The organism is Parabacteroides sp. D25, assembly GCF_000307475.1.
GTDB lineage: Bacteria > Bacteroidota > Bacteroidia > Bacteroidales > Tannerellaceae > Parabacteroides > Parabacteroides distasonis.
On record NZ_JH976502.1, the window covers coordinates 234,797 to 260,601 of the forward strand.

The following is a 25,805-nucleotide window of genomic DNA, read 5'->3' on the forward strand; positions in this document are numbered from 1 at the left end:
ATCGTGGATTAACTATTTACCACCGGCCGGAAGATGTTCCAGCCAGTATTTAGCCATTGTCTTACGTAGGTGAAGAGTTGTTCCTTCCCTTTCGTTGATGCTATGGCTACGCATCGGGTAACTGATTTGCGTAAACATCTTTCCGTTCTTGATCAACTTGTTCACCAGCATCTCGCAATTTTGGTAATGCACGTTATCATCTCCCGTACCATGAATAAGCAGCAGATTACCTTCCAGTCCCTCGGCATAGGTAATCGGGGAACCTTTGTGGTAGCCTTCCGGATTGTTCTGCGGAGTATTCATGTAACGTTCTTGGTAGATCGTGTCGTATAAACGTTGGTCGGCTACAAAAGCGATCGCTATACCAGTATGGAATATTTTCGGATAACGGAACATGCAGTTTAAGGTCTGGCTACCACCACCGCTCCATCCGGTAATACCGATCCTGTTGGCATCGATAAACGGATATTGACGGGTCATATCCAGAATACCCCTGCTCTGGTCTTCGGAAGCGAAAGTACCCACTTCCCCGTAAATACATTTCCGCCATTCACGTCCACGGGGAGTATTCGCACCCCGGTTCTCGATACTTACCACGATATAACCTTGGTTCGCCATATATTGTTGCCATAAATCTCCGTTACCCCATACATCTTGTACGGTGGCGCTCGCCGGCTCGCCGTATACCTCTATGATAACCGGGTATTTCTTGGATGCGTCGAAATCGACAGGTTTTATCATCCATGCGTCCAAGGTTAGATTGCCGGACTTGACCTTGATAAATTCTTTCGGGTTTAATCCTAAGGCGGCGTATTGGTCCTTGGCTTGGGCATTATCCTCAAGCATGCGTACGGATTGATGTTTCGGGAAAGAAACCATGTCGATAACGGATGGGGTAGAGGCGTTACTATACGTATGTATGGCCCATTTGCCGGTGGGTGACATATTGTAGCGGTGCTGTCCGGATTGTTCCATGGGGCTTACACGCTCCACTTCCCCATTGCCGAATGCTTTAGCCCGGTACAAGTAACGTTGGGTGAAATTGTCCGGGGAGGCGATGAAATAGACCCAGCCCTTTTGTAGATCGGTCCCGACCGGCGAGATATAATCAAAATCACCTTTGGTGATGGGTTGTATCTCTTTTCCGTCCCGGCTTATCCGGTATAAGTGTCGCCAGCCACTACGCTCGCTTTCCCATGTGAAATAGCGGTTGTCCTTTAACCATTGTATGTTATCATTCGTGTCCAGCCATGCGGCATCCGTATCAGTGAAGATATTATTCAGCGAGTTATCGGATATCTTGGCGATCCATACCTTATTTGTATTCTGCGGGCGGTTTAGTTGCTGTATGAACAACTCGTCGCTTTCGGGGATGAATTCCATACGGGGCAGGTAGTTGTTCCGGGGATCTCCGGGTATGGCGATCCAAGTGGTGTTCCCGCCGGTAGAGGAAACGTAGCCTACTTTTACGGCTGAATTGGTGGTTCCTGCCTTGGGGTATGGGAAATGGATTACCTTTGCGTAGATGGAGTCTACATTATTAATAATGTCGAACACTCCCGTTCCTTTCGTATCGCTTTGCCAATAGGCGATATGCTTTCCGTCCGGGCTCCAGCGGAAACCATCCCGGCAACTGAACTCCTCCTCATATACCCAATCGAAAGTTCCGTTGACAATCGTATCGCTTCCGTCTTTTGTTAGCTGCGTGATTTTCCCGGAGTCTATATCTTCTACATATATATTATTGTTGGAAACATAGGCCACACGTGTGCCATCCGGAGAGAATTTAGCGAACATCATGGAGGATTCCGGCATTCCTTTTCCCAATTGACGTAAAGCGCCGTCCTTTAGGTTTAATACCCAATAGTCACCCCGGGTATCATAACGCCATACCCGTTGGGTATTGTTATAAATCAAGACTTTCTCATTATCCGCACTCCAAGAGATACTACGTACGGGAATAGGCTTTCCTGTAGATTTGTCTGTCAATAGGGATGAGGGGATAATGACTTCACGGGAGTTATCTTTTGCTTGATAGGCGACGATATCCGTGCCTCCGGTTTGCTTATTATTTTCCAAGCGGCTATAACGTTCACCGTCTTTTAGCCAAGTCATGCTTCCGACGCCTTTTGTTTGTATGACGTTACCGGCAACGATATCCTCAAGATTCAACGCTTTTTGTGCCATGCTTATACCTCCCGACAGAAGGCTGATCGTGGCGATCGCTATTAATTTATTTAGTTTCATGTTGTATTAGTTGGTTACTACTATATTTATGCAAAGAACGGAAAGTTAGTTGATATAACAAAATGGATTTGTATATTCGCGCCTCGGAAATCAAGAATAATCATAATTTAATTTTATATAGAAATCGGAATGAAAGCACTTTCAATGTATGTATGGTCACTTTTAGTGATCATGATGATGGGATTTACTTCTTGTGGGGATGATGATGAGCTTCAATTCTCGGAAGAACAATTGGCTTATATCAACAAAAACAAGGAATACATCTGGGAAAAGAAAACAGAGAAAGATGAGAAGGGTGAATTAAGATATAAGCAAGTTGTTCTAGGGGGTGATACCGCCTTATACCGGATCATTCGGAAAGAAAATGAGTGGACAACAACACCCACGATGACTTCCGTGGTCTATTTGCTAGGTCTGGAAGGGAAGTTTATAGATGGACAGGTCTTTCAAAAGAAACTGGATAGATCAAGTTTTTCTATGAACGGCATTATCCCGGGCTTAAGCGGTGTCTTATTGAATATCCATCTGGATGAGACCGTGGAGGCGATTATCCCGGCTTCGCTAGGTTATGGATATGGAGATTATAGCGGTATCCCCGGAGGTTCTACTTTAATCTTTACTTTTACCTTGGATAAGGTCGAATGAATATTATCAGACTAAAGGCACATTTGGTTTGATCTGACTTTTATCTTTATAAGATTTGGCACGGTTACTTAATTCCGCCAACGGGTTAATAGTATAAGTAGGTGTGGTGTAATTGCTTTATTTTGAATATGTATACGATTTGTTCGTAAATATTCGATAGTTTCGTTGCTTATCTCCTTTTTTCTTTTTAATTTGGCGGATTATAAACATAATCTTGATATTATGAAGACTGCCATTGTTCCTTTCTTGTTGCTTCTGAATGTTCTTGTCGCTGTAAATGCACAGACTAAGGATTCTGTTATCTTGGTGAAAGATAGTATTACGGTAAAATTGCCGGATGTCTACGTTACTTCCGAGCGTCCTTTGGTTACGGTTACGGACGATGCCTTATCTTTCGACGTGCCTAACTTGATCATGGCCAAACCGGTGAATACTGCATTTGATATTTTAGGAGAGATTCCCGGATTGGTGAAAGAAGGGGACAACGTTAGTATCATCGGCGTCCCTACTACGAACATTATTATTAACGGACGTAGAAGCTCAATGTCATTGTCCCAGATTGTAGAGCTTCTGAAATCTACCTCGGCCAGCAAAGTAAAGAGTATAGAGCTTTTGTATAGCTCTCCTCCAAAATATGGCGTAAAAGGAGGTAGTATAAATATCATTATGGAGAAGAAAGTGAATGAGGATTTAAGTGCCGATATCTCTTTGACCGGAAAGCAAGCTTTCTACTTCTCGCCAACCGGATTAGTGAATTTATCCTACTCCAAAAAGAAATATAGTCTGGATCTATCTTATTCCGCTAATTATAACCATTCCCGTTCAACCGAGGATATGAACGCCTATCCTATCGTGAAGGATCGTCCTTATGAGATCCTGCAAGAAAATACGGCGGTAGGTCGTTCTATGAACCATACGATTGGGGCGAGTGCCAATTGGTTTATGGATAAGGGGCGTGAGGTGGATATTTCTTATTATGCCAAGATAACGGATTCTAATTCCAAACGATATTCGAACACTCTATTTGTGGGTATTGAGAATGCGGAAAGTAATAATAAGTTATCGGGCCCGAAGAATCTTCAAAATGTACGATTGAATTATGCACATTCCAAGAACTTGAGCGCAGGGGTGGATTATACCTATTATAAGGATCGCAGGGATCAATATATGATCTCGGATTATCCCGATACGAAACAAGAGGTGGAGGCTACCTCCCGGCAAAATATCCATTTGGCGAATGTATTCGTCAACTACGAACGGGTATTTGGAAAAGGATGGAAAATTAACGCGGGCACGAATGTGCAGTTATCCTTTACGGATAATAGCTCCTTTACCTACCAAGATAAACAGGAGGATCTGTCAGCTACGTTTGCCCAAAAAGAAAAAGAGTATACGGCGGGATTGTATGCCGGTTTCTCTAAGCGTTTTGGCAAGAAACTGGTGTTGAGCGCTTCTCTTTCGGCGGAGTATAATAAGGCGGTGATTGATTCGGCGGGCCGGAAGTGGACCTTATGGTCTGGGGTAAATCTCTATCCACAATTGAACTTGAGTTATACGATCGATCCATCGAATATGCTTCAAGTCAATTTTTCCAGCGATAAGAAGTATCCGGCGTATTGGGCCATGAGCTCGAATGTTTCTTATTTGAATGTGTATAGTCAGGTACGGGGAAATCCTTATTTGGAACCGGAACGTATTTATATGGCTAGGGCTAATTATATCTTGAAAAAGAAATATGTTTTTGGACTATTTGCCAATCATCATGTGAATTATATTCGCCAATTGTATTATCAAGATACGAAAGCGTTGAGAGCCTATTACCAATCGGTTAATTTCGATAAGCATAATACTTTCGGGGCGATGGCGGTTATCCCGTTTCGGATCGGTGGGGTGGTTAGCTCACGGTTCGTGGCATCGGGCTTCTTAATTCAAGATGAGGGAGTGTTTATCGATATTTCGTTTGATCGGAAAAAGTTATTCGGGCAGTTGATGTTGTTCAATACGTTTACTTTATCAAAGAAGAAGAACTTATCGCTGGAAGTGAATGCTCGCTATAGTGCGCCTTCGATACAAGGTATCTATGATGTGGATGGTATTTATAATGTATCGGCAGGGCTTGTCTGGAACCCGATACCGAAAAAATTAAGCGTAATGCTACGAGGTGAGGACTTATTAAAGGGCTTACGTGCGAAAACGCATATTGATTATCCCAGCCAGAAGAGTGATATGACGATCTATTCGGATACTCGTTCTGTATCGCTCACCTTAAAGTATACATTGGGCAAGATGAACCGGAAGAATAAGAAAGAGATCGATTCTTCACGGTTTGGTCAATAAAGTTCTTATGGAATCCATTCGATAACGCCTGTGACTGGATGTTGTTTTTTCCAGTCCTCTAATTCCGCATACGTACGCACGCCGTCTTGAATGACTGCTTGGTAATATTCCACGCCCATGATTTTCGCTGTATCCGGTGTCTCATATTTCAGTTTTAAGATGGCCTGCCGGGTCTCGTCAGTCAGTACGGCGGTTATACGTTCGGCCATTTTCTCGAAATAACCGTCATAACGGGAACCTTTTACGATATGGATCATATCAATTTGCCAGAGTTCGTTATCCGGGTCTTGGAACCATGCGTGCCACTCTACGCATTGTTCTTCCGTATCGAGCGAATTTCCGTATTCGATCCGTTTAATGAGCGGGTTCTCCGCTAGTCGGGCCATCGCTAGGAAGCTGTCGGATATACGGAAAGGAGAAGTGTAAATATGAAAGTCGATATCCTTATGTTTCATGAGTAGTCCCATATTCAAGGAGCCTACTAGGTTTATTTCCGCCCCGACGGATTTCCATATATTTATAATGTCGGTTTGCCGGATCACTTCCCAAGCTCTATCTTGGTTTCTTTTCGCTAATTCTAATAGATGTTTCATGATTTAAATAATTTGAGGTGTGAAGTTAAGACACGAAGCGGGATAAGGAAATAGCTATTTATAGCTAGGTTGGTTTTAATATATCATACGGGTACACTATTTCCGGTTGTAGGGACGGGGCACGCCCCGTCCCTATAAGTTGGACAATATATATTTATCTTTTGAATAACCGGAATAACTCACCGATCCATAAAACCAGAGAGGAAGATCCGATAATGATCGCCCAATCTTCCAAGGGCAAAGGTATTACGCTGAACATCTCGCCTCCAAAAGTGACGATTAAGTATTGACCAATCAAAATCAGTAAAGCGACCAGCAAGAAGCTTTTACTATCCTTTAAATTGGCAAAAGCGGAACGTCCTTCCATAAATGCCTTTGCGTTAAACATATTCCAGAACTGTAGCATCACGAAGAAGCTGAAGAACCACGATAAATCGTGCGGCGTTAAACCGTCTTGCGCATGGAAATAGAACAACAAGCCCATCAAGATTACGACAAAAGCGAATCCGACGCCGAAAATATTATAGGCCATCGGGCGGGTGATAATGAAATCTCCATCCTTACCGCTCCGGCGAGGTTTATCTTTCATCACTCGCTCATTCGGTGGGAGAGAGGCCAACGCCCCGGCAGCGAATGTATCCATGATCAAGTTTACCCATAACATCTGCGTGATAGTCAAAGGAGATTCCGTACCTAATAAAGAACCCAATAGCACGATCAAACAAGCGGCTACATTGATGGTCAATTGGAATAACAAGAATTTCTGGATATTCCGGTACAAGGAACGTCCCCACATCACCGCACGGGTAATGCTACTGAACGAGTTGTCGATAATCGTAATGTCGCTGGCTTCCTTGGCAACTGAAGTACCGTCACCCATGGAGAGGCCTACTTGTGCCGCTTTCAAGGCGGGGGCATCGTTTGTCCCGTCGCCGGTAACCGCTACCACGGCGCCTTTCTGCTGTAATAATTGTACCAAACGCTGTTTGTCCGTAGGACGGGCACGGCACATGATCTTCAAGTCTAAGACACGATCCAAGGCCTCTTGGTCGCTAAGCGCCTCGAATGCGGGACCCGTGATAATGTTCCGGTCGGTATCATTCGCTTTCCACGTACCGATCTGTCGTCCGATTTCTTTAGCCGTACCCGGTGTATCTCCGGTGACGATCTTCACGTCGATACCTGCGTCCAAGCAACTTTGAACAGCGGGGGGCACATCCGCACGTACCGGATCGGAGATAGCGACGATACCTAGGTACGTTAAATCCGTATCATGTAAACGACCCTCAACGAAGAAGGTCTCATCCATTCCATCCTCATTTATCTGGTAAGCGAAGCCAAGCGTACGCATCGCTTGGTTCTGGTAATCCAATAATTGTTTTTCGATGCCGGCTTTACATTCCGCCACCGGTTTGTAAGTTCCGTCTATCGCCACCCGGTTACTGTTGGCCAGTACGATTTCGGGAGCACCTTTCACGTAAAGTACCTTCTTGCCGAGTAACGGTGATTGTACGATTGTAGCCATATATTTCCGTTCCGTAGAGAAGGTCAATTGATCTAGGATCGTAGCGTTCTCTCTTAATTCCAGATAATTTTGGTGTTGTCCGTTCAACCAGAGTAAAAGGGCGGCCTCCGTCGGGTTTCCAAGGGTTTTTACCTTTTCTTCCGAGAAATCGAGGAATGCCGTGGAGTTCGTGGAGATACCTTCTTTGATCAGGTTACTTAACTCATCCTCCCCAAGCTTTTGGTCTTTCAGGTTGTAGAAATTCGTTTGGTAGACTTGCATTTGGTTCTGCGTCAACGTTCCGGTCTTGTCCGTACAAATTACGGTAGTCGCTCCCATGGTCTCACAGGCGTGCATTTTGCGGACAAGATTATTCGTCTTCAACATACGGTTCATGCTGAGGGCCAAACTTAACGTGACACTCATCGGTAATCCTTCCGGAACGGATACCACGATCAACGTAACCGCTACCATAAAGTAGTTGAGGATATGGGCGATGATGTCCATCGCCGGCATCCCGGGGAAACTATCCGATAAAAGGAATTTTACGGTCAAGGCGATGAACGTCACCCCGGCGATCGTATATCCGGCTTTACTGATCACGCTAGCCAAGCCTTTCAACTGTATTTGTAAAGGAGTCTCTACATCGCTCTCGATTTGCGAGCCTTCGTAGACCTTACCGTATCCGGTAGCGTCACCCACCTTTTCTACTTGCATTACGCCATGTCCGTCCACGACCGTCGTTCCTCGCATGACTACATTGGACGGATAAGTCGCTTCCGTATCGAAATCCGCCTCGTTTGTAGTCTTGCTGATAATCGGTTCACCGGTTAGTGTGGATTCGTTGATCTGTAGGGAGATGGCTTCAAGCAAATGTCCATCTGCGGGAATTTCCTCACCTGTCTCCAAAACAACGATATCGCCTACGACGACCTCTTTTTTCGGTATTTGGCAGATATTCCCGTCACGGATTACCTTCACTAAAATATCATCATTGACTGTATTCAAGATATCGAATGCCTTGTTCGCTTTCACCTCGAAGAAAAAGCCCACGCAACTGGCAAGCATGATTGCGAAGAAAATGCCGATCGGCTCCAAGAAGGCCGTAAAACCTTTCGCCTCAGGTCCCCAGCAATGTACGCCAGCGATTATCATGGACAAGAGCCATGCCACTAATAATATACGAATAATAGGATCTTCGAATTTCTCCAAGAATTGGCTCCATAACGAAGCTTTCTTGGGCGGGGTAAGTACATTCTCGCCGTGAAGGCGCCTGCTCTCTTCTACTTCTTGTTTGGTTAATCCTCGGTACTGATGTTTTTTCTCCATAAATTTATTAATCTGATTAAGAAAATAGGATAGCAAATTACGTAAAGTTATACGACATATACAAGGGTTTAACCTTTTTGCATATATTTGTGTTGTATAACAAATTAATTTTTAATTAAAAGATGAAGAAAGTACTATTCATGTTATTGGTTATGTTCGCTTTGAGCGCCTGCCAATCAAAGGATTCATATGTGAAGGAGTTTAGTGATTTTGTAGATAAGGTGGAAATGGAGGCCGCTGATTATACCGATAAGGACTGGAAGAAGGCGGATCTGAAATTCTCGGATCTATCCACGGATCTTTACGCCAAGTTCGAGGAAGAGTTAAACGCTGATGAGAAAGCGGAGATCATTAAATTGCAAGCGACATACGCTGGATTGAAAATGAAAGCGGGCGTGAAAGACGCTGCCAAAAAAGTGGATAAGTTCTTGGATGGTTTGAAGGAAGGAACAAAATAACCTCTAATACGAAAATAAGATGAACAGAAATTGGGTGTATTCGCTATTTGCTTTATGGATCGTCTGTTCGTTCGCCTGTACGCAGCCTAAACCTGTGGCGAATGTGGATGTTCAAAAAGAGAATTTCGTATTCTCTATAAAAGGGACAGATACATTGTCCTTGGACAAGTATGAGTTGCCTTCTATATCGCCCGCCTCAAAAAAGCCTGTGATGATTTTTGCTTTTGGCGGTGGGTTTAAAGGGGGAGATAAGGCGGATAAAGGATATATTCCCTATTTCGAGTTCCTCGCCCGAAACGGATTTGTGGTCGTTTCTACGGATTATCGTACCACCTTGAAGAATCTGGATCCTTCTAAAGTCTCTTCTCCGATGGACTTTATCGCAGCCTTGCAGCATGCGATCGATACGGCGGTAGAGGATTTTTATGATGCTACCGGTTTCGTGATTAACCAAAGCTCGGATTGGAACATCGATGTGGAGCAGATCGTAGCGAGCGGTTCAAGTGCCGGGGCGATTACGGTATTGCAGGCAGAGTATGATTTATGTAACGGACATGAGTTGGCGAAAAGGCTACCGACAGGTTTCAACTATGCCGGTGTGATCTCATATGCCGGTGCGGTCTCTGGTGTGCTTCCTCCACATTGGGAAAAGATGCCTTGTCCGATTATGCTATTCCATGGCGATGCGGATAAAACCGTTCCTTTTGAACAAGCCGCTATGGAGAACCTCGGCGGTTTATGGGGATCATCCGCTGTAGCGAAAAGTCTGGAAAATCTTCAAGCTTCCTATTATTTTTATAAGGTAGAGAATGCGGGGCATGAGATCTCTGGGCTTCCTATGTCCCGGAACCAATACGATATCATGAGCTTCTTGAGCCGTCAAGTCTTAGGCGATGAGAATTTAGCGATCACGACAGACGAACGTGTTCCCGGTGATACGATCGTACGGAAAGATTTTACCGTACAGGATTATATCTTGGATAATTTGCGTTAATATAATAATGAAATATAAACAGCCTTAATTTGACCTTTTTAGATTAAACTATTCACCCGAAGGATTGTCTTTACTATATAGAGTGATTAATAGTGTGTTTAGTTTATTAAGGTTATGAGATTAACAAGGTTAGTTGGATTTTTAGGGATTGTCCTTTTTTGTGCAGGGCAATCCCTTTTTGCTCAAAGTAAGCAAGAGCGGAAGGAGCAAAAAGAGAAAGTAGTGAGGGAGATCGTGGATAGCGGTTGTATTAAGATCGATGTGGATCGTGCCGTACCGATGGCCGGGAGATCCGTCAATCTTACTTCCCCCTACTCATTGGAAATACATGGTGACTCGATCCTGTCTTATCTTCCTTACTTTGGACGTGCTTACTCTGCTCCTTATGGTGGTGGAGAGGGCTTGACGTTTAAAGAAGTGGCGACAGAGAAGGAGCAAACCTCTGAAAAGAAAGGTAGTTCCGAAATCAAGTTCCGTGTAAAGACCAAAGAGGATGTATACATGTTTCGGGTGGAAGTCTATCCGAATGGCTCGGTGACAATCAATGTGACACCCGTGAATAAACAGGCTATTACCTTTTATGGTGATGTCGCCTTAGACTTGAAATAGTCGTCCTTGCCGTGTATCTCTTTCCTCGATCCGCTTATTTACCTTAGCGGTAAATTCGAAATTCTTTAAACCCCAATCCGGTGCGATCAGTAGCTCTTTGGGGGATTGTGATACGAACCTCTCTACTACGATAGAGGGGTTCAGTCGTTCAATGAAGTCAATCACTAATTCGATATATTCATCAGCCGTATATAAATGGAAATCAGAAGGATCTTCCTTGAACTCTTTCGCCATGCGGGTATTCTTGATTAGCTGCAATTGGTGCAGTTTAAGTGTCGTGATCGGGAGGCGTGATAAGACATCCGCATGGTGTAATATTTCATCCCTACTTTCTCCCGGTAGTCCGAGTATCAGGTGTGCCCCGGTGTAAATACCTTTTGCCGCCGTACGACGGATAGCGGATTCCGATTCTTCATGGGTATGCCCTCTGTTTATGCGGACTAAGGTCTTATCAAGCGTACTTTCCAATCCATATTCAATCATGACGAATTTTCGCTGGGAAAGCTCCGCAAAATAATCCAATAAACCTTCCGGCATACAGTCCGGACGAGTGCCGACAATCAATCCTTCCACTCCAGGATAGGCAAGCGCTTCCTCATATTTGCGAATAAGAGAGTCTAATCGGTCGTATGTATTTGTGTAGGCTTGGAAGTAGGCCAGATACCGCATATCCGGATATTTGCGGGAAAAAAAACGTACGCCTTCCTCTAATTGCTCGGTAACGCTTTTCTCCGTATGACAGTATTCTGGACTGAATGTTTGGTTATTACAATAGGTGCAACCGCCCCATCCTTTAGACCCGTCTCGGTTCGGGCAGGTGAAGCCTGCGTTTATGGAAATCTTCTGAACCTTGAATTTGAATAGATCCCGTAGAAAATCCCCAAATTCATAATATCGTTTAGTTTTTTTCATAAGACAAAGATACGATTTCTCGCAATTTGAATCACTTTTTTATGCTAACTTCGCGTTTCAATCTGAAATAAAGAGTATAAATGAAACGATTAGGTTTTAGTTTATTGCTTTCGTTGGCCGTATTCGGAAGTGTGGCCGCACAAACCGGAAGCAAGCATGTTGACTTAAAAGAAATAACCGATGGGAAATTTCGTCAAGTGACGGCTATCGGAGAGATGCGATCCTTGCCGGATGGAGAACACTACACAGCCATGAACGCCGATAAGAGTATGATCATTAAATATTCCTATCGTACGGGAAATCCTGTGGATACATTGTTTAATGCCCGTAAAGCTCGTGAATGTACCTTTACGGATTTTGATGGATATACAATCAGCAGTACCGGGCATCATATCTTGGTTTGGAGGGATACGGAGTCTATTTATCGTCGCTCTACTAAGGCGGTGGTTTATGATTATGACGTGCGTCGTAATTATGTGAAGCCTATTTCCGATGCCAAGGGTAAGCAAATGATCCCGACTTTCTCGCCGGATGGTCGTATGTGCGCTTATGTACGGGATAATAATATTTGGATACGTAAGTTTGATTTCGACACGGAGGTACAAGTCACCAAGGACGGTGAGTTGAATAAGATATTGAATGGCATCACGGATTGGGTGTATGAGGAAGAATTTGCGGTGACAAATCTAATGGCGTGGTCTCCCGATAGCGAGTATCTGGCCTTTGTCCGTTTTGACGAGTCCGAGGTGCCCGAATATTCTATGCAGATGTATGGTGAGGGACTTTATCCGGGGTATTACGAATATAAATATCCGAAGGCCGGGCAGAAGAATTCAAAGGTTTCCGTACATTCTTATAGCGTAGTCACCAAAGACACGAAGGAGATGAAGGTCCCGGTAGAAGGCGACTTCTATATTCCCCGCATTACTTTCACGCAGAATCCGGATCAGTTGGCTATCATGACATTGAACCGCCAGCAGAATGTATTCAATATGTATTATGCAAATCCGAAGAGCGGTGTGTTCCGTTTGATCTTGCGTGAGGAAAATAAATGCTACGTGGATTCTGATTGGTTGACTTCCATCCAGTTCTTGAACAATGGGTTTACCTATGTGAGTGAACAAGATGGCTATTCTCATATTTATTTGTATTCCCCGACAGGTGTTATGCAACGTCAGGTAACTCAAGGGAACTGGGATGTCACGAAGTTCTTGGGCGTGGATGAGAATACGAAGACTTTCTATTACGAGTCTGCCGAAGAAAGCCCGATCCGCCGTTCTATCTATAAGATCGACGCTAAAGGCGTGAAGACAAAACTCTCTACGGAAGAGGGTATGAATAAGGCGGTCTTTAGTGACAATTTCGCTTATTTCGTGAATACCTATTCCAATGCGAATACCCCGGCGAAGATTACGGTGAATGAGACGAAGACCAAAAAGGAACTACGTGTTCTGCAAGATAACGCCGCGTTGAAGAGTAAGCTGAAGGAATATGTTTTTGCTAAGAAGGAATTTATGAAGGTACATACGGCTTCGGATTATGAGTTCAACGCTTGGATCGTAAAACCCGCTGATTTTGACCCGTCGAAGAAATATCCGGTGATGATGACGCAATATAGTGGTCCTAACTCCCAGCAAGTATTGGATCAATACGGTTTCGATTGGGAGCAATATCTGGCCTCAAATGGTATTATCGTGGTATGTGTGGATGGTCGTGGAACCGGTGCCCGTGGTGAGGCATTCCGTAAATGTACTTATTTGAGAATGGGCGAGCTGGAATCCAGAGACCAAGTGGAGGCTGCGCAAGCGTTAGGCAAGTTACCTTATATCGATAAGGATCGTATCGCGATCTGGGGTTGGAGTTTCGGAGGTTATAACACGTTGATGGCCTTGAGTACCGGAAACGGAACGTTTAAGGTGGGTATCGCCGTGGCTCCTCCGACGGACTGGAAATATTATGACTCCGTTTATACGGAGCGTTTCATGCGTACCCCGCAAGAGAATTTCGAGGGCTATGCGGCTACCTCTCCGTTACGCCGGGTGAAAGACTTGCAAGGCAAGTTATTGCTGGTTCATGGAACCGCCGATGATAATGTTCATTTTATGCAAACAATGGAATATGCCGAGGCTTTGGTTCAAGCGGGTAAGCAGTTCGATATGCATGTTTATAAAGATCGGAATCATAGCATATACGGTGGTAATACCCGTTACCATTTGTATACGAAGATGGCTAATTATTTATTCAATAATTTGTAAGACATGGCGCAGCATTTAAGAAAGCCGGATTGGTTGAAGATCCGGCTTGGCGGAAATGAGCAATTCACGAAGACAAAAAGTATTGTTGAATCTCATTGCCTTCACACAATATGCACAAGTGGTAAATGCCCGAATATGGGTGAATGTTGGAGCCGGGGAACAGCTACATTCATGATCGGTGGTGAGATCTGTACTCGCTCTTGTCGTTTTTGTAATACGCTAACGGGTAAACCTCTTCCGTTGGACCCGAAAGAGCCTGCGAATGTAGCGGAGAGCATCCGTTTAATGAATCTCAAGCATGCGGTGATCACGTCCGTTGATCGTGATGACTTACCAGACTTAGGCGCTTCTCATTGGGTAAATACGATCCGTACGATCAAAGAGGTGAATCCTCAAACGACCGTGGAAGTCTTAATCCCGGATTTTCAAGGACGATTGGATCTGGTTGATCAGGTCGTGGATGCGGCGCCTGAGATTATCTCCCATAATATGGAGACTGTACGCCGTATCAGTCCGCAAGTGCGTAGCGCCGCTAAGTATGACGTGAGCTTATCCGTTTTGCGACGAATCGCTGAGCGGGGTGTGGTAGCCAAGACTGGTATCATGGTCGGACTGGGTGAGACCGAGGATGAGGTGCTTGAATTAATGGATGATGTTTTGCTGGCGGGTGTTTCTGTTTTAACAATCGGGCAGTATTTACAGCCTTCTCGCAAGAATATTCCCGTCTCTGAATATGTGACTCCTGAATGTTTTGAATATTATAGACAGCAAGCCGTTGGCAAAAGTTTTAAGAAAGTAGAGAGCGCTCCGCTGGTACGCTCGTCGTACCATGCGGAAAAGCATATATGATTCATGAACTTTTGACAATCTTTGTTGTTATTAATATAAAAGTGGACTAAAGGGGGGGAAGGAATGAACAGAGTAAAGAAAGGTCTAGATAATCAGGCGATAGGTTTATTGCCATTGTTGTTATTCATGTTTTTGGATAACTATTTTTCTTATTTATTATCTTTTATAATTGGGGTTACTTTCTGTTTTGTTTGTATTTTTTTGTTTCAGGTGTTGAGCAAGGATAAGGTATACCAATTTATGCTTCTACCATCGGCGGGCACATTGGTCTTATATTCCGTATTTCTTTGTCTCAAGCTTGAACCAGTGTTGTTTATATACTCTCCTCTTATCACGGAAGTATTACTGGTCGTGGCGTTAGCGATCGTGGGGTTCACGAGGAGAACGGTCATACAACGTATACGCGATTCGAAACGTCCCTCTTTTAAACGTACTTTGCTTCGTACTACCTTGAACGAATTTTATTTCCTCGCTCAGTTGGTACAGAACCTGTACACGTTGCATCTTTTCATCATCTTGTTATATAGTATCTTGCCGGAAACGATGCAGAATATGCGTACCGAACGTTTCTTATACCGGGAGTTGGGATTGGTAATCGGTGTTTTGGTCATTGTTTATGAGCAAATACGTTTGTCCTTGATGCAAGGTAGCTTGAAAAAGGAAATGTGGCTTCCCGTATTGAATGACAATGGGAAGGTGATCGGTTGTATCGCACGTTCGGTCAGCCGCTCTTTACCGAAGAAATACTATCATCCGATCGTGCGTATCGCAGTTGTTTATAATGGTATGTTATATCTGGTGAGACGAAGTAAGGATGAGTTTGTCTCTCCGGATACGATGGATTATCCGTTCCATAATTACGTGCTCTTCCGACATAGTATAGATAGCACGGTCAAAGAGACTCTCGGAAGTTTGGCGCAAGATAAATCAATTGCTCCACGCTTCCTGATCCGTTATACATTTGAGAACGAGAAGGTGAAACATTTGGTATCTCTCTATGTTATTTGTTTACGTACGGAAGAGCAATTAAATCAATGTAAGCGCCGTAGCGGAAAGCTTTGGACAGCGAAACAAATCGAGGAGAACTTGAGCTCCGGGGTGTTTAGCGAATATTTTGAGAAAGAGTTCGCTTATTTGCAAAATACGATTCTTTTTGCCGAGAGTTTCTGTTGCGGTAACTAATCATCTTATAATGCCCGATTCCCTAGCTCTATTACTTCCAAATCTTTGATATCCTTTCCCGCAATAACGAAACGTAATAAGGTACGTACTTGATGAAAGCCACTTTTTCCAGCCGCTCCCGGATTCATATGCAGACACTTCAAGCTTCGATCGAATACTACTTTCAGGATATGCGAATGTCCGGAAATGAATAGATTTGGCCGTGTATCGTATAATTCTTTGCGGATCTCGGGATTGTAGCGGCCCGGATAACCTCCGATATGAGTCATCATAACGTTCACGTCTTCTACCTTGAAATGAGCTACTTTAGGATATTGCAGGCGAATGGCTTGTCCGTCTATATTTCCGTATACGGCCCTGAAAGGTTTCAATGCCTCGAATTTCGCGGCCAAAAGATCGGAGCCTATATCGCCCGCATGCCAGATTTCATCGCAATCTTTAAAATATTCGGCGTACTTATCATCCCAGTACGCATGGGTGTCTGAAAGCAATCCAACTTTAATCATAACAATTTCTTTTATTGCTCGAAAGTATCTATATTTACACGCCTAAGATAAGAATATTATGGAGAATTCATATCAATATTTTAAACGGGACTTAAGCTGGTTGTCGTTTAACTACCGTGTCTTGCTGGAAGCGGAAGATGATACGCTGCCTATTTATGAGCGTATTAAGTTCCTTTCTATCTATTCCTCGAATCTGGAAGAATTTTATGAGATCCGGGTTGCGGAACACCGGGGGGTAATCATGAAAAAGAATTATTCGGAGGAGAGCGCAGCTGAGGCGGAAGAGACCTTGGCGGCTATCACCCGGGAGGTTAACCGCCAGCAACGGGACTATTACCGTATTTTCTCGGAGAAGATATTGCCGGAATTGAATCGCCAGAATGTTTACTTATACCAGAATGAGAAGCCGGAACCTTTCCATGAAGAGTTTGTCCATAATTTCTTTAATGAGGAGGTTTTCCCATTCCTGTCGCCGGTCATGATTCAAGCCGGTGATATACGTACGTTTATCCGGGATCGTCGGCTTTACTTTGTGATCCGTATGATTAAGCGGAGCAAGCGGATGAATGAGCCGGGCTTCGTACCCGAGTATCATTATGCGTTGATGAAGATTCCTTATGCGAAAGTTCCCCGTTTTATAGAGTTGCCTCAGCATGACGGGAAATATTATATCATGTTTATCGACGACATTATCCGTGCGAATTTACAGAATGTTTTTCCCGGTTATATTATTGATGGCTGTTACAGCATCAAGATTTCCCGGGATGCGGATATTTATTTGGATGATGAGAGCCGGGCGAATATCGTGGAGAATATCCGTAAGAAGGTAAAGAAACGCAAGATCGGAGCCTTGAGCCGTTTTATGTATGATCAAGCGATGCCGGATGATTTTCTGGCTTTTGTTTGCGATGCCTTTGGTATTACGTCGGAGGACTTGGTGTTAGGTGGACGATATAATAATTTGCAGGACTTGATGAAATTGCCGAATCCGGCGGGAAAGCATTTAGAGCAGCAGCCACCGGTGCCTATGCGTGTGCCTTTCCTTGATGAGATGGGGTCGGTATTCAAGGCCGTGAAGAAGCGGGATATCTTATTGCATTTCCCTTATGAGTCGTTTGATTATTTGATCCGCTTTTTGATGGAGGCGGCCTTTGATCCGAAGGTGGATGAGATCAAGATTACCCAGTATCGAGTGGCAGAGAATTCGGCCGTGATTAATACGCTGGTCAGCGCTGCCCAGAATGGTAAGAAAGTGACGGTATTCGTGGAATTGAAAGCCCGTTTCGACGAGGAGAATAATATGAGTACGGCAGAGCGTATGGAGCAGGCCGGTATTCGTATCATTTATAGTATTCCGGGCTTGAAAGTACATGCGAAGGTTGCGGTCATTCTTCGGAAGGATACGTCCGAGGGACTTAAACGGCGTGATTTCGCCTATTTGAGTACTGGTAATTTCAATGAGAAGACGGCCAAGATCTATTCGGATATGGCGTTATTGACTTCGAATACGGAGATTATTACGGATATCAATAAAGTATTCGCTGTTTTGGAAGGGCGTATGAAAGAACCTACTTTCCGCCATTTGTTGGTGGCCCGTTTCAATATGGTCTCGGAATTGACTGGTAGGATTCGGCGGGAGATCGAGCATGTGCGGGAAGGCCGAAAAGGACGGATCATATTAAAGATGAACGGACTGCATGACCAACATATGATCGAGGAACTCTATCATGCGAGTGAGGCGGGGGTAGAGATCGATCTGATTGTTCGGGGGATTTGTTGCCTGGTACCGAACCAACCTTATAGCGCTAACATCCGGGTTACTCGTATCGTGGATATGTTTTTGGAGCATTCACGGGTTTGGTATTTTCTGAATGATGGTCAGGAGGATCTTTTCCTTACCTCGGCTGATTGGATGCGTCGGAATTTGAACCGACGGATCGAGACGGCTTTCCCGATCCTTGATCCGGATCTGAAGAGGGAAATAATCGATATCTTGAATATCCAGCTAAGTGACAACGTGAAAGCTTGTTATTTGGATGGCGAGTTACGTAATAATTTTAAGTGTGATGATAATCCGGTAAAAGTGCGTTCGCAATTGGCTATCTATGATTATTTGAGAAATAAATCCATACGGTAACCGGGATGGGGGAGTTTTGGGGATTTGTTGATTGGGGGGCTGGTTGCTTAGCCTTGATCGTGGCGGTGGTATTTAGCTTTTTGTTGGGAGTACGTACGGGACGTATCCGGGAGAGAAATGAATCTGTCCGTTCTCGCATTCGGCAGAATAAAGCGAATATGTATCGCTATAAACAACAATTAGCCTCCTATCAAGAGCAAGTCGTACGCTTGGAGCGGGAACGGGATTCTCTGGTCATCCGCTCGGAGGCTTATGACCGGATCGAGACGGAGCTGACGGCCTATCGCCAGAAGATGGAGCAGTTGGAGAGAGAGATCCTTGTTCTTTCCGGCGATAATAACTTATTGGACAATGCTACCGGAAAAGTAGATGTGGATGTACCTAAGCTTTTATGTGCCCTTAAAGATGATCCTCTCCATGTGAATCCAAGTAAAGAGGAATGGGCTGAGATTATTGGTATGACCGATCTTCTGTTTAATAACTTCTTAACCGATCTGAGAAATAAATACAGTATTACCCGCCATGAGCAGGAAATATGTTGCTTGATCAAATGGAATTTCTCCCGAAAGGAGCAACTAGCCGTGTTTAATAATACTCCGGATGCGTTAACCAAATCGAAAGGCCGTTTAAAAAAACGTTTAGGCTTGGATGAAAAGACGGATTTGGATGCCTATGTCCGTTTATTATAAAGCTTAAAGTTATTTTGTTTGTCGTGATTGTCCGGCAATATTATCCGTTTATCTCCCATTGCGTGGTTTATATGTGTGATTATTAGTTGTTTGATGTTCGCTTGTTTTGTCCGGTACCATTTCTTTCCTCTTTACGATCCTTCCTGTACTTTTGCGGTGTGTGATTTAATTTTTAAGAACGAATAATCAGGAATACTATGAGAACACAAATTGTACTACTATGGATCAGCCTTAGCCTAATGGTGGGGCTTTCCGCTTGTGATTGGACTTCGTCCTCTCCGGTGGCCTCGCTACGGCGGGCTACCGGATGGCCTTTCGAGGTGGTGGTTGTAATGGATCGAGACGCATGGAATGGTGAGGTGGGGGAGTTGCTGCAAGAACAATTGCGAGCGCCGATACCTGCTTTGCCTCAAGCGGAAGCATCTATGCGTGTCACCTATTCGGAGCCATCGGGCTTTTCCGGTTTATTACGATACGTACGAAATATCTTGATCGTATCCGTAGATCCTAATCGGTATACGAAAGCTGGAACAAGAGAGAGTCCCGATGAATGGGCCAGCGGTCAGAATGTTGTGACTCTGTATGCTCCGACTACCGCTGCTTTAACCGAGTTCCTTTTATTAAATGAAGGACGGTTGGTCAACCATTTCAATCGAGTGGAAAGGGAACGTTGGATAGTTGGACTTTCTAAGAGCCATAGCAGTTGGATCAATGAGAAGTTGAAGTCCCGTTTCGGTGTCTCGCTGTTCGTGCCGGAAGATATGTCGGCCTATAAGGAAGAGACCGATTTCTTTTGGGGCTCGAATAACGCAAATCGGGGACGGACTGATATCTTGGTATATAGTTTTCCCTATACGGCTCAAGAGGCATTTACCGAAGATTATCTGGTCGCTATGCGTGATTCTGTAGTGAGGCGGAACGTACCGGGCTCTTTCCCGAATTCTTATATGAAGACTGAGAGGCGCTTCGAGCTTTCTTACGAGCCGATCACCTACCGTGGCGAATACCGCGGCGTATTGCGTGGTCTTTGGCGTATGGAAGGAGATAAGATGGGCGGCCCGTTTGTCAGCCATGCCCTGCTCGACAAGAAAAAAGGGCGGGTTATTGTAGCGGAAAGCTTTGTCTATGCCCCGGAATCAAAAAAGGCGAACTTGATCCGCCGGATGGAGGCCGCCTTGTTTACGTTGCGATTCGTGGATTAGGATTGATTCTCTCACGTATATAGGCGTAACCTCATGCGTATATACGCATCGGCCTACACGTACGTAAGTGTGGTCTTATACGTATATACGTGTGGCTTTATGCCTATATAGTGGTCTTATCGTCCTAAAAATAGTTTGATTTCCTCCGGAATATATCCCGTCCGTATACGCCACTCTTGCGGATACAGGTTATTGGCTCGGTTGCCAAGGTTCTTTACAAAACCTAGCGGAAGTCCTTGGTAGCGTACCAACACATATCCCTTATCTGTACCGGAGGGTAAGACGAGCGCCTCTTTCTTTAAGAATTTAATAGCGTCTTCCCATTCCAGTTCCACGGATGGAAATGCGTTGGGGGTTAAGGCAGTACTTAAAGCCAGCTCTTGAGATGGGATAAAGTCTTTCCCTTTCGCTTCTCCTAGGCAAATACCGGCGGAAAGTACCCGTAAAGGCTTGGCATTGATGAGTGAAAATAGATCCGAATGGGCTTTGGGATACGCTCGAAGGAAACTGTCGTTCCATTCGAGAGAAAATGAAGTTTCATCCGAAAGGAACTGACGGGCCTCCTGTGGGATGGACGGAGCGGCTTTTCCTCGCTCTTTTTTCCCTTTGGACTTGACACGAATCTCCTCAATCTCGCCTTCCGCTTTCCGGAGGGCGGCGAGGAAAAAGCCTTCGCCCCGTGTCTTATGCGGGAAGAAGCGGTAAACCGGATGTTCAAACCGGAGGGCGCCGGTGATCTGCCATTCCTCTTGGGTAGGGATAGGCAATGCCTCGGCTCCCAGCTCCTCTATTATATAATGTATGTTCTCCTCATCCTCTTCCGTATTATAGGTACATGTACTGTAGATCAAGATACCTCCGGGTTTCAAGGCGTTCCAGATATCATGGATGATGCGCCGCCCACGGGAGGCGCAAAGCCGTACGTTATCTACGCTCCATTCGCCTGTGCTATCCGTATCTTTCCGGAACATGCCTTCACCGGAACAAGGTACGTCGGTGACGATCACATCGAACAGATGAGGCAATGCCTCGCCGATCTCCTCCGGGTCATTATTGATAACGATCGTGTCCGGGCGGCCCCATTTAGCGATATTCTCGGCCAATACATAACTCCGGCTGCGGATCACCTCGTTACTGACTAACAGACTACCTTTCGGCAATAAGCTCGCCAGATGCGTGGACTTGCCACCCGGGGCAGCGCATAAATCCAAGCAACGTACCGGCTCTTTCACATATGCCTTGATCGCTTGTTCCAGAAACATGGAAGACGCTTCCTGCACGTAATAGGCCCCCGCATGGAATAGAGGATCGAAGGTGAAAGACAACCGTTCCGGCAAATAAAAACCGCTCTCGCACCAAGCGACCGGAGCACCTGCTTTGGGAGCGGGAGTCCCTTTGGAGTGGTTGATACGGATACTTACGGGAACATCAGCACTTAACGCTGCCTCTAAACGATCGAACTCCTCGCCAAGTAAAGCCCGTGTACGGGTAATAAAATCAATAGGAAGTGCCATGATTATTCTGTTAGTTTGCGGCAAAAATACTACTTTTGCGGAAAACAAACAGTATGCAAGCATCTCTTTTCCTTATACCAGTTACCTTGGGCGATACGGAACATCGCCGTGTTTTACCAGAATATAACCGTGACGTGATCTTATCCATCCGGCATTTTATCGTGGAAAACGTGCGTACGGCACGCCGTTTCTTAAAAAAGGTGGAGCCGGGGATCGTGATCGATGACTTGACATTTTATGAGCTGAATAAACATACCTCACCGGAACAAGTAGCTGGTTATCTAGCTCCTTTGGCGAAAGGCGAGAGCGTAGGCGTGATCTCGGAGGCGGGTTGTCCGGCGATCGCTGATCCGGGTGCTGACGTAGTGGCCATTGCCCAACGGAAGGATTATCCGGTGGTACCGTTGGTAGGGCCTTCGTCTATCTTGATGTCGGTGATGGGATCGGGCTTTAACGGACAGAGTTTCGCTTTTCACGGTTATCTGCCGATCGATGCTTCCGAACGAACGAACACGATCAAGAAATTGGAGGGAAGGATCTATTCCGAGCATCAGACGCAATTGTTTATCGAGACTCCTTACCGGAATAATAAACTGGCCGAGGAGTTGATCCGTACGTGCCGTCCGTCTACGAAACTGTGTATCGCCTCGAATATAACGTGTGAGGATGAGTATATCCATACTCGTCCGGTCAAGGAATGGGCGGGGAAAGTTCCCGATCTGAGTAAGAAGCCCACTATTTTCTTAATCTACAAATAAGAGGATTGATATGAGTTATCAAGCGCACGAGACAGCGGTAATCGATACCGGTTGTGAGATCGGGGAAGGAACCCGTATCTGGCATTTTTCCCATATCATGACGGGATGCGTGATTGGCCGGGCGTGTAATATCGGCCAGAATGTAGTCGTATCGCCGGGCGTGGTCTTAGGGAATAACGTGAAGGTGCAGAACAATGTGTCTATTTATACGGGGGTGATTTGCGAGGATGATGTGTTCTTGGGGCCTAGTTGCGTGTTTACAAATGTAACCAATCCGCGCAGCGCTATCTCTAGGAAAGATCAGTATAAGGAGACGGTGATTGGCAAGGGGGCCTCGATCGGAGCTAACGCTACGATTATTTGTGGACATACGATCGGTCAATATGCCATGATCGGTGCCGGGGCGGTGGTAACGAAGGATGTTCCGGCTTATGCGCTGGTCGTAGGGAATCCATCCCGCCAGATCGGTTGGGTAAGCGAGTACGGCCATCGCCTTGTATTCGACTCCGAAGGATTCGCCACCTGTCCGGAAAGCGGCCAACGTTACAGCCTACACAATCACCAAGTTGTAGAGACGGGGCGTGCCCCGTCTCTACAATACAGACAATATTAATATTCTATACAAACATGAAAACATCTTTTTTCAAGCAAGGGTTTTTAGCGATAGGGATAGCCTGTTGCATGCAGCTTTCCGCCGTGGAGAATCCTGTAGACTACGTGAATACGTTAGTCGGTACCCAATCCAAGTACGAATTATCTACCGGAAATACCTATCCGGCCACGGCCATGCCTTGGGGTATGAACTTCTGGACTCCCCAGACCGGCGAGATGGGGAATGGCTGGACCTATCGTTACGATGCGGATAAGATCCGGGGATTCAAGCAAACCCATCAACCGAGCCCGTGGATGAACGATTACGGGCAGTTCTCCATTATGCCTACTACCGAAGGCTTGGTCTTTGACGAGGAGAAACGGGCTAGCTGGTTCTCTCACAAAGGGGAAGTGGCTACACCTTATTACTATAAGGTCTATCTAGCCGATCATAACGTGACTACCGAGTTGGTCCCGACGGAACGTGCGGCTAAGTTCCGCTTTACATTCCCGGAAACCAAGAAAGCGTATATCGTGATCGACGCTTTCGATAAAGGCTCTTATGTAAAGGTATTGCCAGCGGAACGTAAGATCATCGGTTATTCCACGAAGAACACGGGCGGTGTTCCTCGTAACTTCAAGAATTATTTCGTGATCCAGTTCGATAAGCCATTCACGTTCTCCTCTACGGTCAAGAACGGAGCGATCCAGTTGGATGAGTCGGAGGTGAAGACAAACCATGCCGGCGCTATCATCGGTTTTGAGACAAAGGCCGGCGAGGTGGTGCATGCCAACGTGGCTTCTTCTTTCATCAGCACCGAGCAGGCCGAGCTAAACTTGCGTGAGGTGGGAGATACTAGTTTCGATCAGCTAGTGACCAAAGGTAAGGAAATCTGGAACCGGGAATTAGGTAAGATCGAGGTAGAGGATACGAACATCGATAACTTGCGTACGTTCTATTCTTGCTTGTATCGTTCCTTGCTTTTCCCTCGTAGCTTCTATGAGATCGATGCCAAGGGCCAAGTCGTGCATTATAGCCCTTATAATGGTGAGGTCTTGCCGGGCTATATGTTTACCGATACCGGTTTCTGGGATACGTTCCGTTGTCTTTTCCCCTTCTTGAACCTGATGTATCCGGAGATGAACCAAAAGATGCAGGAAGGTTTGGTGAACGCTTATAAAGAGAGCGGCTTCTTGCCGGAATGGGCAAGCCCGGGCCATCGGGATTGCATGGTCGGCAATAACTCCGCTTCCGTGGTAGCTGACGCTTATATCAAAGGCTTGAGAGGATACGATATCGAGACGCTTTGGGAAGCCTTGAAGCATGACGCGAATAGCCAACTGCCGAGAACGGCTTCCGGTCGTGTCGCTTACGAGGAGTATAATAAACTGGGTTATGTACCGAATAATATCGGTATCGGACAAAACGTGGCTCGTACCTTGGAATATGCTTATAATGACTGGACAATTTATGCGTTAGGAAAGAAACTAGGCAAGCCGGCAAGCGAGATCGATATCTTCAAGCAACGGGCTAACAACTATAAGAATGTGTACGACCCAAAATATAAGTTGATGGTCGGACGCTCTGATAAGGGCGAGTTCAACCCTTCTTTTAAAGGTACGGACTGGAGCCGTGATTTCTGCGAGGGTAATAGCTGGCATTGGAGTTTCTGTGTTTTCCACGACCCGCAAGGTCTTATCGACTTAATGGGAGGAAAGAAGGAATTCAATCATATGATGGATTCCGTCTTCAAGATGCCTAGTCGTTTGGGCATGGATAGCCGCGGTATGATCCATGAGATGCGTGAGATGCAAGTAATGAATATGGGACAATACGCCCACGGAAACCAACCCATCCAGCATATGGTATATCTATACAACTATTCCGGCGAGCCTTGGAAAGCCCAATACTGGGTGCGCGAGATCATGCACAAACTTTATACCGCTGAGGCGGATGGCTATTGCGGCGATGAGGATAACGGGCAGACTTCCGCATGGTATGTATTCTCTGCCTTAGGCTTCTATACCGTATGTCCGGGCACCGACCAATATGTATTAGGTACTCCTCTGTTCAAATCCGTAAAACTCCATCTGGATAACGGAAAGCAGGTTTTGATCCAAGCGGACAAGGCTGATCGAGAGAACCGTTACATCAAGGGTATGAAAGTAAACGGCAAGACATACACCCGCAATTTCTTGACACACGAGCAGTTGCTAGGTGGCGCGAAAATTCAATACCAAATGAGCGATACCCCTAATAAACAGCGAGGTACGCAGGATAGTGATCGCCCCTATTCATTCTCTTTGGAATAAGAAAACCTTGATGCCCATTGTAAGCATGTTACAATGCCTATTCTAAACACCTTACGATGCCCATTGTAAAGATCTTACGATGGGCATCGTTGTTTCTTGTAAATTACCGCTTAAAATAATAGCGGACGGGAATTGTTTTTTATTATTGATTGATTACCTTTGTGGTGACTTATCCGTCTTT

The 25,805-nt window shown here is 45.3% G+C and carries 20 protein-coding genes; 14 read left to right on the forward strand and 6 right to left on the reverse strand.

Annotated elements, in window-relative coordinates:
- Positions 1-12: 12 nt before the first annotated feature.
- On the reverse strand, positions 13-2,247 hold the full coding sequence (locus HMPREF0999_RS07855; protein ID WP_009275616.1) for a S9 family peptidase: 2,235 nt from the start codon (positions 2,245-2,247) through the stop codon (positions 13-15).
- Positions 2,248-2,376: 129 nt separating this feature from the next.
- Between HMPREF0999_RS07855 and HMPREF0999_RS07860 the strand changes: the two genes are divergently transcribed.
- Positions 2,377-2,892 carry an FKBP-type peptidyl-prolyl cis-trans isomerase gene (locus tag HMPREF0999_RS07860; protein WP_009275617.1) on the forward strand — a complete coding sequence of 172 codons (516 nt, stop codon included), beginning with the start codon at positions 2,377-2,379 and terminating at the stop codon, positions 2,890-2,892.
- 222 nt (positions 2,893-3,114) lie between these two features.
- Positions 3,115-5,229 carry an outer membrane beta-barrel family protein gene (locus HMPREF0999_RS07865; protein WP_009275618.1) on the forward strand — a complete coding sequence of 705 codons (2,115 nt, stop codon included), beginning with the start codon at positions 3,115-3,117 and terminating at the stop codon, positions 5,227-5,229.
- 5 nt (positions 5,230-5,234) lie between these two features.
- Here the strand turns inward: HMPREF0999_RS07865 and HMPREF0999_RS07870 are convergent, their stop codons facing one another.
- On the reverse strand, positions 5,235-5,822 hold the full coding sequence (locus tag HMPREF0999_RS07870) for a hypothetical protein (protein ID WP_009275619.1): 588 nt from the start codon (positions 5,820-5,822) through the stop codon (positions 5,235-5,237).
- Positions 5,823-5,976: 154 nt separating this feature from the next.
- Complete coding sequence (locus HMPREF0999_RS07875) at positions 5,977-8,655, reverse strand: calcium-translocating P-type ATPase, PMCA-type (protein WP_009275620.1); 2,679 nt, start codon at positions 8,653-8,655, stop codon at positions 5,977-5,979.
- 122 nt (positions 8,656-8,777) lie between these two features.
- On the opposite strand from HMPREF0999_RS07875, the gene HMPREF0999_RS07880 reads away from it, so the two are divergent.
- The 3 genes from HMPREF0999_RS07880 (at position 8,778) to HMPREF0999_RS07890 (ending at position 10,716) form a co-directional block, all read left to right on the forward strand.
- On the forward strand, positions 8,778-9,113 hold the full coding sequence (locus HMPREF0999_RS07880; RefSeq protein WP_008773659.1) for a DUF6565 domain-containing protein: 336 nt from the start codon (positions 8,778-8,780) through the stop codon (positions 9,111-9,113).
- A 19-nt stretch (positions 9,114-9,132) separates the two neighbouring features.
- Positions 9,133-10,107 carry an alpha/beta hydrolase family protein gene (locus HMPREF0999_RS07885; RefSeq protein ID WP_009275621.1) on the forward strand — a complete coding sequence of 325 codons (975 nt, stop codon included), beginning with the start codon at positions 9,133-9,135 and terminating at the stop codon, positions 10,105-10,107.
- 114 nt (positions 10,108-10,221) lie between these two features.
- Positions 10,222-10,716: a DUF4251 domain-containing protein gene (locus HMPREF0999_RS07890; protein ID WP_009275622.1), complete on the forward strand. Its 495-nt coding sequence runs from the start codon at positions 10,222-10,224 to the stop codon at positions 10,714-10,716.
- Here the strand turns inward: HMPREF0999_RS07890 and HMPREF0999_RS07895 are convergent.
- Positions 10,702-11,628: a TIGR01212 family radical SAM protein gene (locus HMPREF0999_RS07895; protein WP_009275623.1), complete on the reverse strand. Its 927-nt coding sequence runs from the start codon at positions 11,626-11,628 to the stop codon at positions 10,702-10,704. The two genes, HMPREF0999_RS07890 and HMPREF0999_RS07895, sit on opposite strands and share 15 nt — an antisense overlap.
- A gap of 80 nt (positions 11,629-11,708) precedes the next feature.
- On the opposite strand from HMPREF0999_RS07895, the gene HMPREF0999_RS07900 reads away from it, so the two are divergent.
- The 3 genes from HMPREF0999_RS07900 (at position 11,709) to HMPREF0999_RS07910 (ending at position 15,914) form a co-directional block, all read left to right on the forward strand.
- The gene (locus HMPREF0999_RS07900) at positions 11,709-13,883 is read left to right on the forward strand and encodes a S9 family peptidase (protein WP_009275624.1); all 2,175 of its coding nucleotides are present in this window, start codon (positions 11,709-11,711) and stop codon (positions 13,881-13,883) included.
- 3 nt (positions 13,884-13,886) lie between these two features.
- Positions 13,887-14,732 carry a lipoyl synthase gene (gene lipA / locus HMPREF0999_RS07905; RefSeq protein ID WP_009275625.1) on the forward strand — a complete coding sequence of 282 codons (846 nt, stop codon included), beginning with the start codon at positions 13,887-13,889 and terminating at the stop codon, positions 14,730-14,732.
- A 63-nt stretch (positions 14,733-14,795) separates the two neighbouring features.
- A complete protein-coding gene (locus tag HMPREF0999_RS07910) occupies positions 14,796-15,914 on the forward strand; it encodes a hypothetical protein (RefSeq protein WP_005864231.1) in 1,119 nt (372 codons plus the stop codon).
- 5 nt (positions 15,915-15,919) lie between these two features.
- Here HMPREF0999_RS07910 and HMPREF0999_RS07915 read toward each other — a convergent pair whose 3' ends face one another.
- A complete protein-coding gene (locus tag HMPREF0999_RS07915) occupies positions 15,920-16,420 on the reverse strand; it encodes a metallophosphoesterase family protein (RefSeq protein WP_005864233.1) in 501 nt (166 codons plus the stop codon).
- Between the two features lie 58 nt (positions 16,421-16,478).
- On the opposite strand from HMPREF0999_RS07915, the gene HMPREF0999_RS07920 reads away from it, so the two are divergent.
- From HMPREF0999_RS07920 to HMPREF0999_RS07930, 3 genes are all read left to right on the forward strand, one after another.
- Entirely contained in the window at positions 16,479-18,557 is a 2,079-nt protein-coding gene (locus HMPREF0999_RS07920) for an RNA degradosome polyphosphate kinase (RefSeq protein ID WP_009275626.1), read from the forward strand.
- 5 nt (positions 18,558-18,562) lie between these two features.
- Positions 18,563-19,246, forward strand: a complete 684-nt coding sequence (locus HMPREF0999_RS07925; protein WP_005864237.1) for a hypothetical protein — start codon at positions 18,563-18,565, stop codon at positions 19,244-19,246.
- Between the two features lie 197 nt (positions 19,247-19,443).
- Entirely contained in the window at positions 19,444-20,448 is a 1,005-nt protein-coding gene (locus HMPREF0999_RS07930) for a DUF4837 family protein (RefSeq protein WP_009275627.1), read from the forward strand.
- A 116-nt stretch (positions 20,449-20,564) separates the two neighbouring features.
- Here HMPREF0999_RS07930 and HMPREF0999_RS07935 read toward each other — a convergent pair whose 3' ends face one another.
- Positions 20,565-21,962 carry a methyltransferase RsmF C-terminal domain-like protein gene (locus HMPREF0999_RS07935; protein ID WP_009275628.1) on the reverse strand — a complete coding sequence of 466 codons (1,398 nt, stop codon included), beginning with the start codon at positions 21,960-21,962 and terminating at the stop codon, positions 20,565-20,567.
- A gap of 53 nt (positions 21,963-22,015) precedes the next feature.
- On the opposite strand from HMPREF0999_RS07935, the gene HMPREF0999_RS07940 reads away from it, so the two are divergent.
- The 3 genes from HMPREF0999_RS07940 to HMPREF0999_RS07950 are packed head-to-tail and all read left to right on the forward strand — an operon-like array spanning position 22,016 to position 25,624.
- A complete protein-coding gene (locus HMPREF0999_RS07940; RefSeq protein ID WP_009275629.1) occupies positions 22,016-22,720 on the forward strand; it encodes an SAM-dependent methyltransferase in 705 nt (234 codons plus the stop codon).
- A 10-nt stretch (positions 22,721-22,730) separates the two neighbouring features.
- Positions 22,731-23,333, forward strand: a complete 603-nt coding sequence (locus HMPREF0999_RS07945; RefSeq protein ID WP_009275630.1) for an acyltransferase — start codon at positions 22,731-22,733, stop codon at positions 23,331-23,333.
- A 14-nt stretch (positions 23,334-23,347) separates the two neighbouring features.
- The gene (locus tag HMPREF0999_RS07950; RefSeq protein WP_009275631.1) at positions 23,348-25,624 is read left to right on the forward strand and encodes a GH92 family glycosyl hydrolase; all 2,277 of its coding nucleotides are present in this window, start codon (positions 23,348-23,350) and stop codon (positions 25,622-25,624) included.
- The last annotated feature ends 181 nt before the right edge of the window (positions 25,625-25,805 follow it).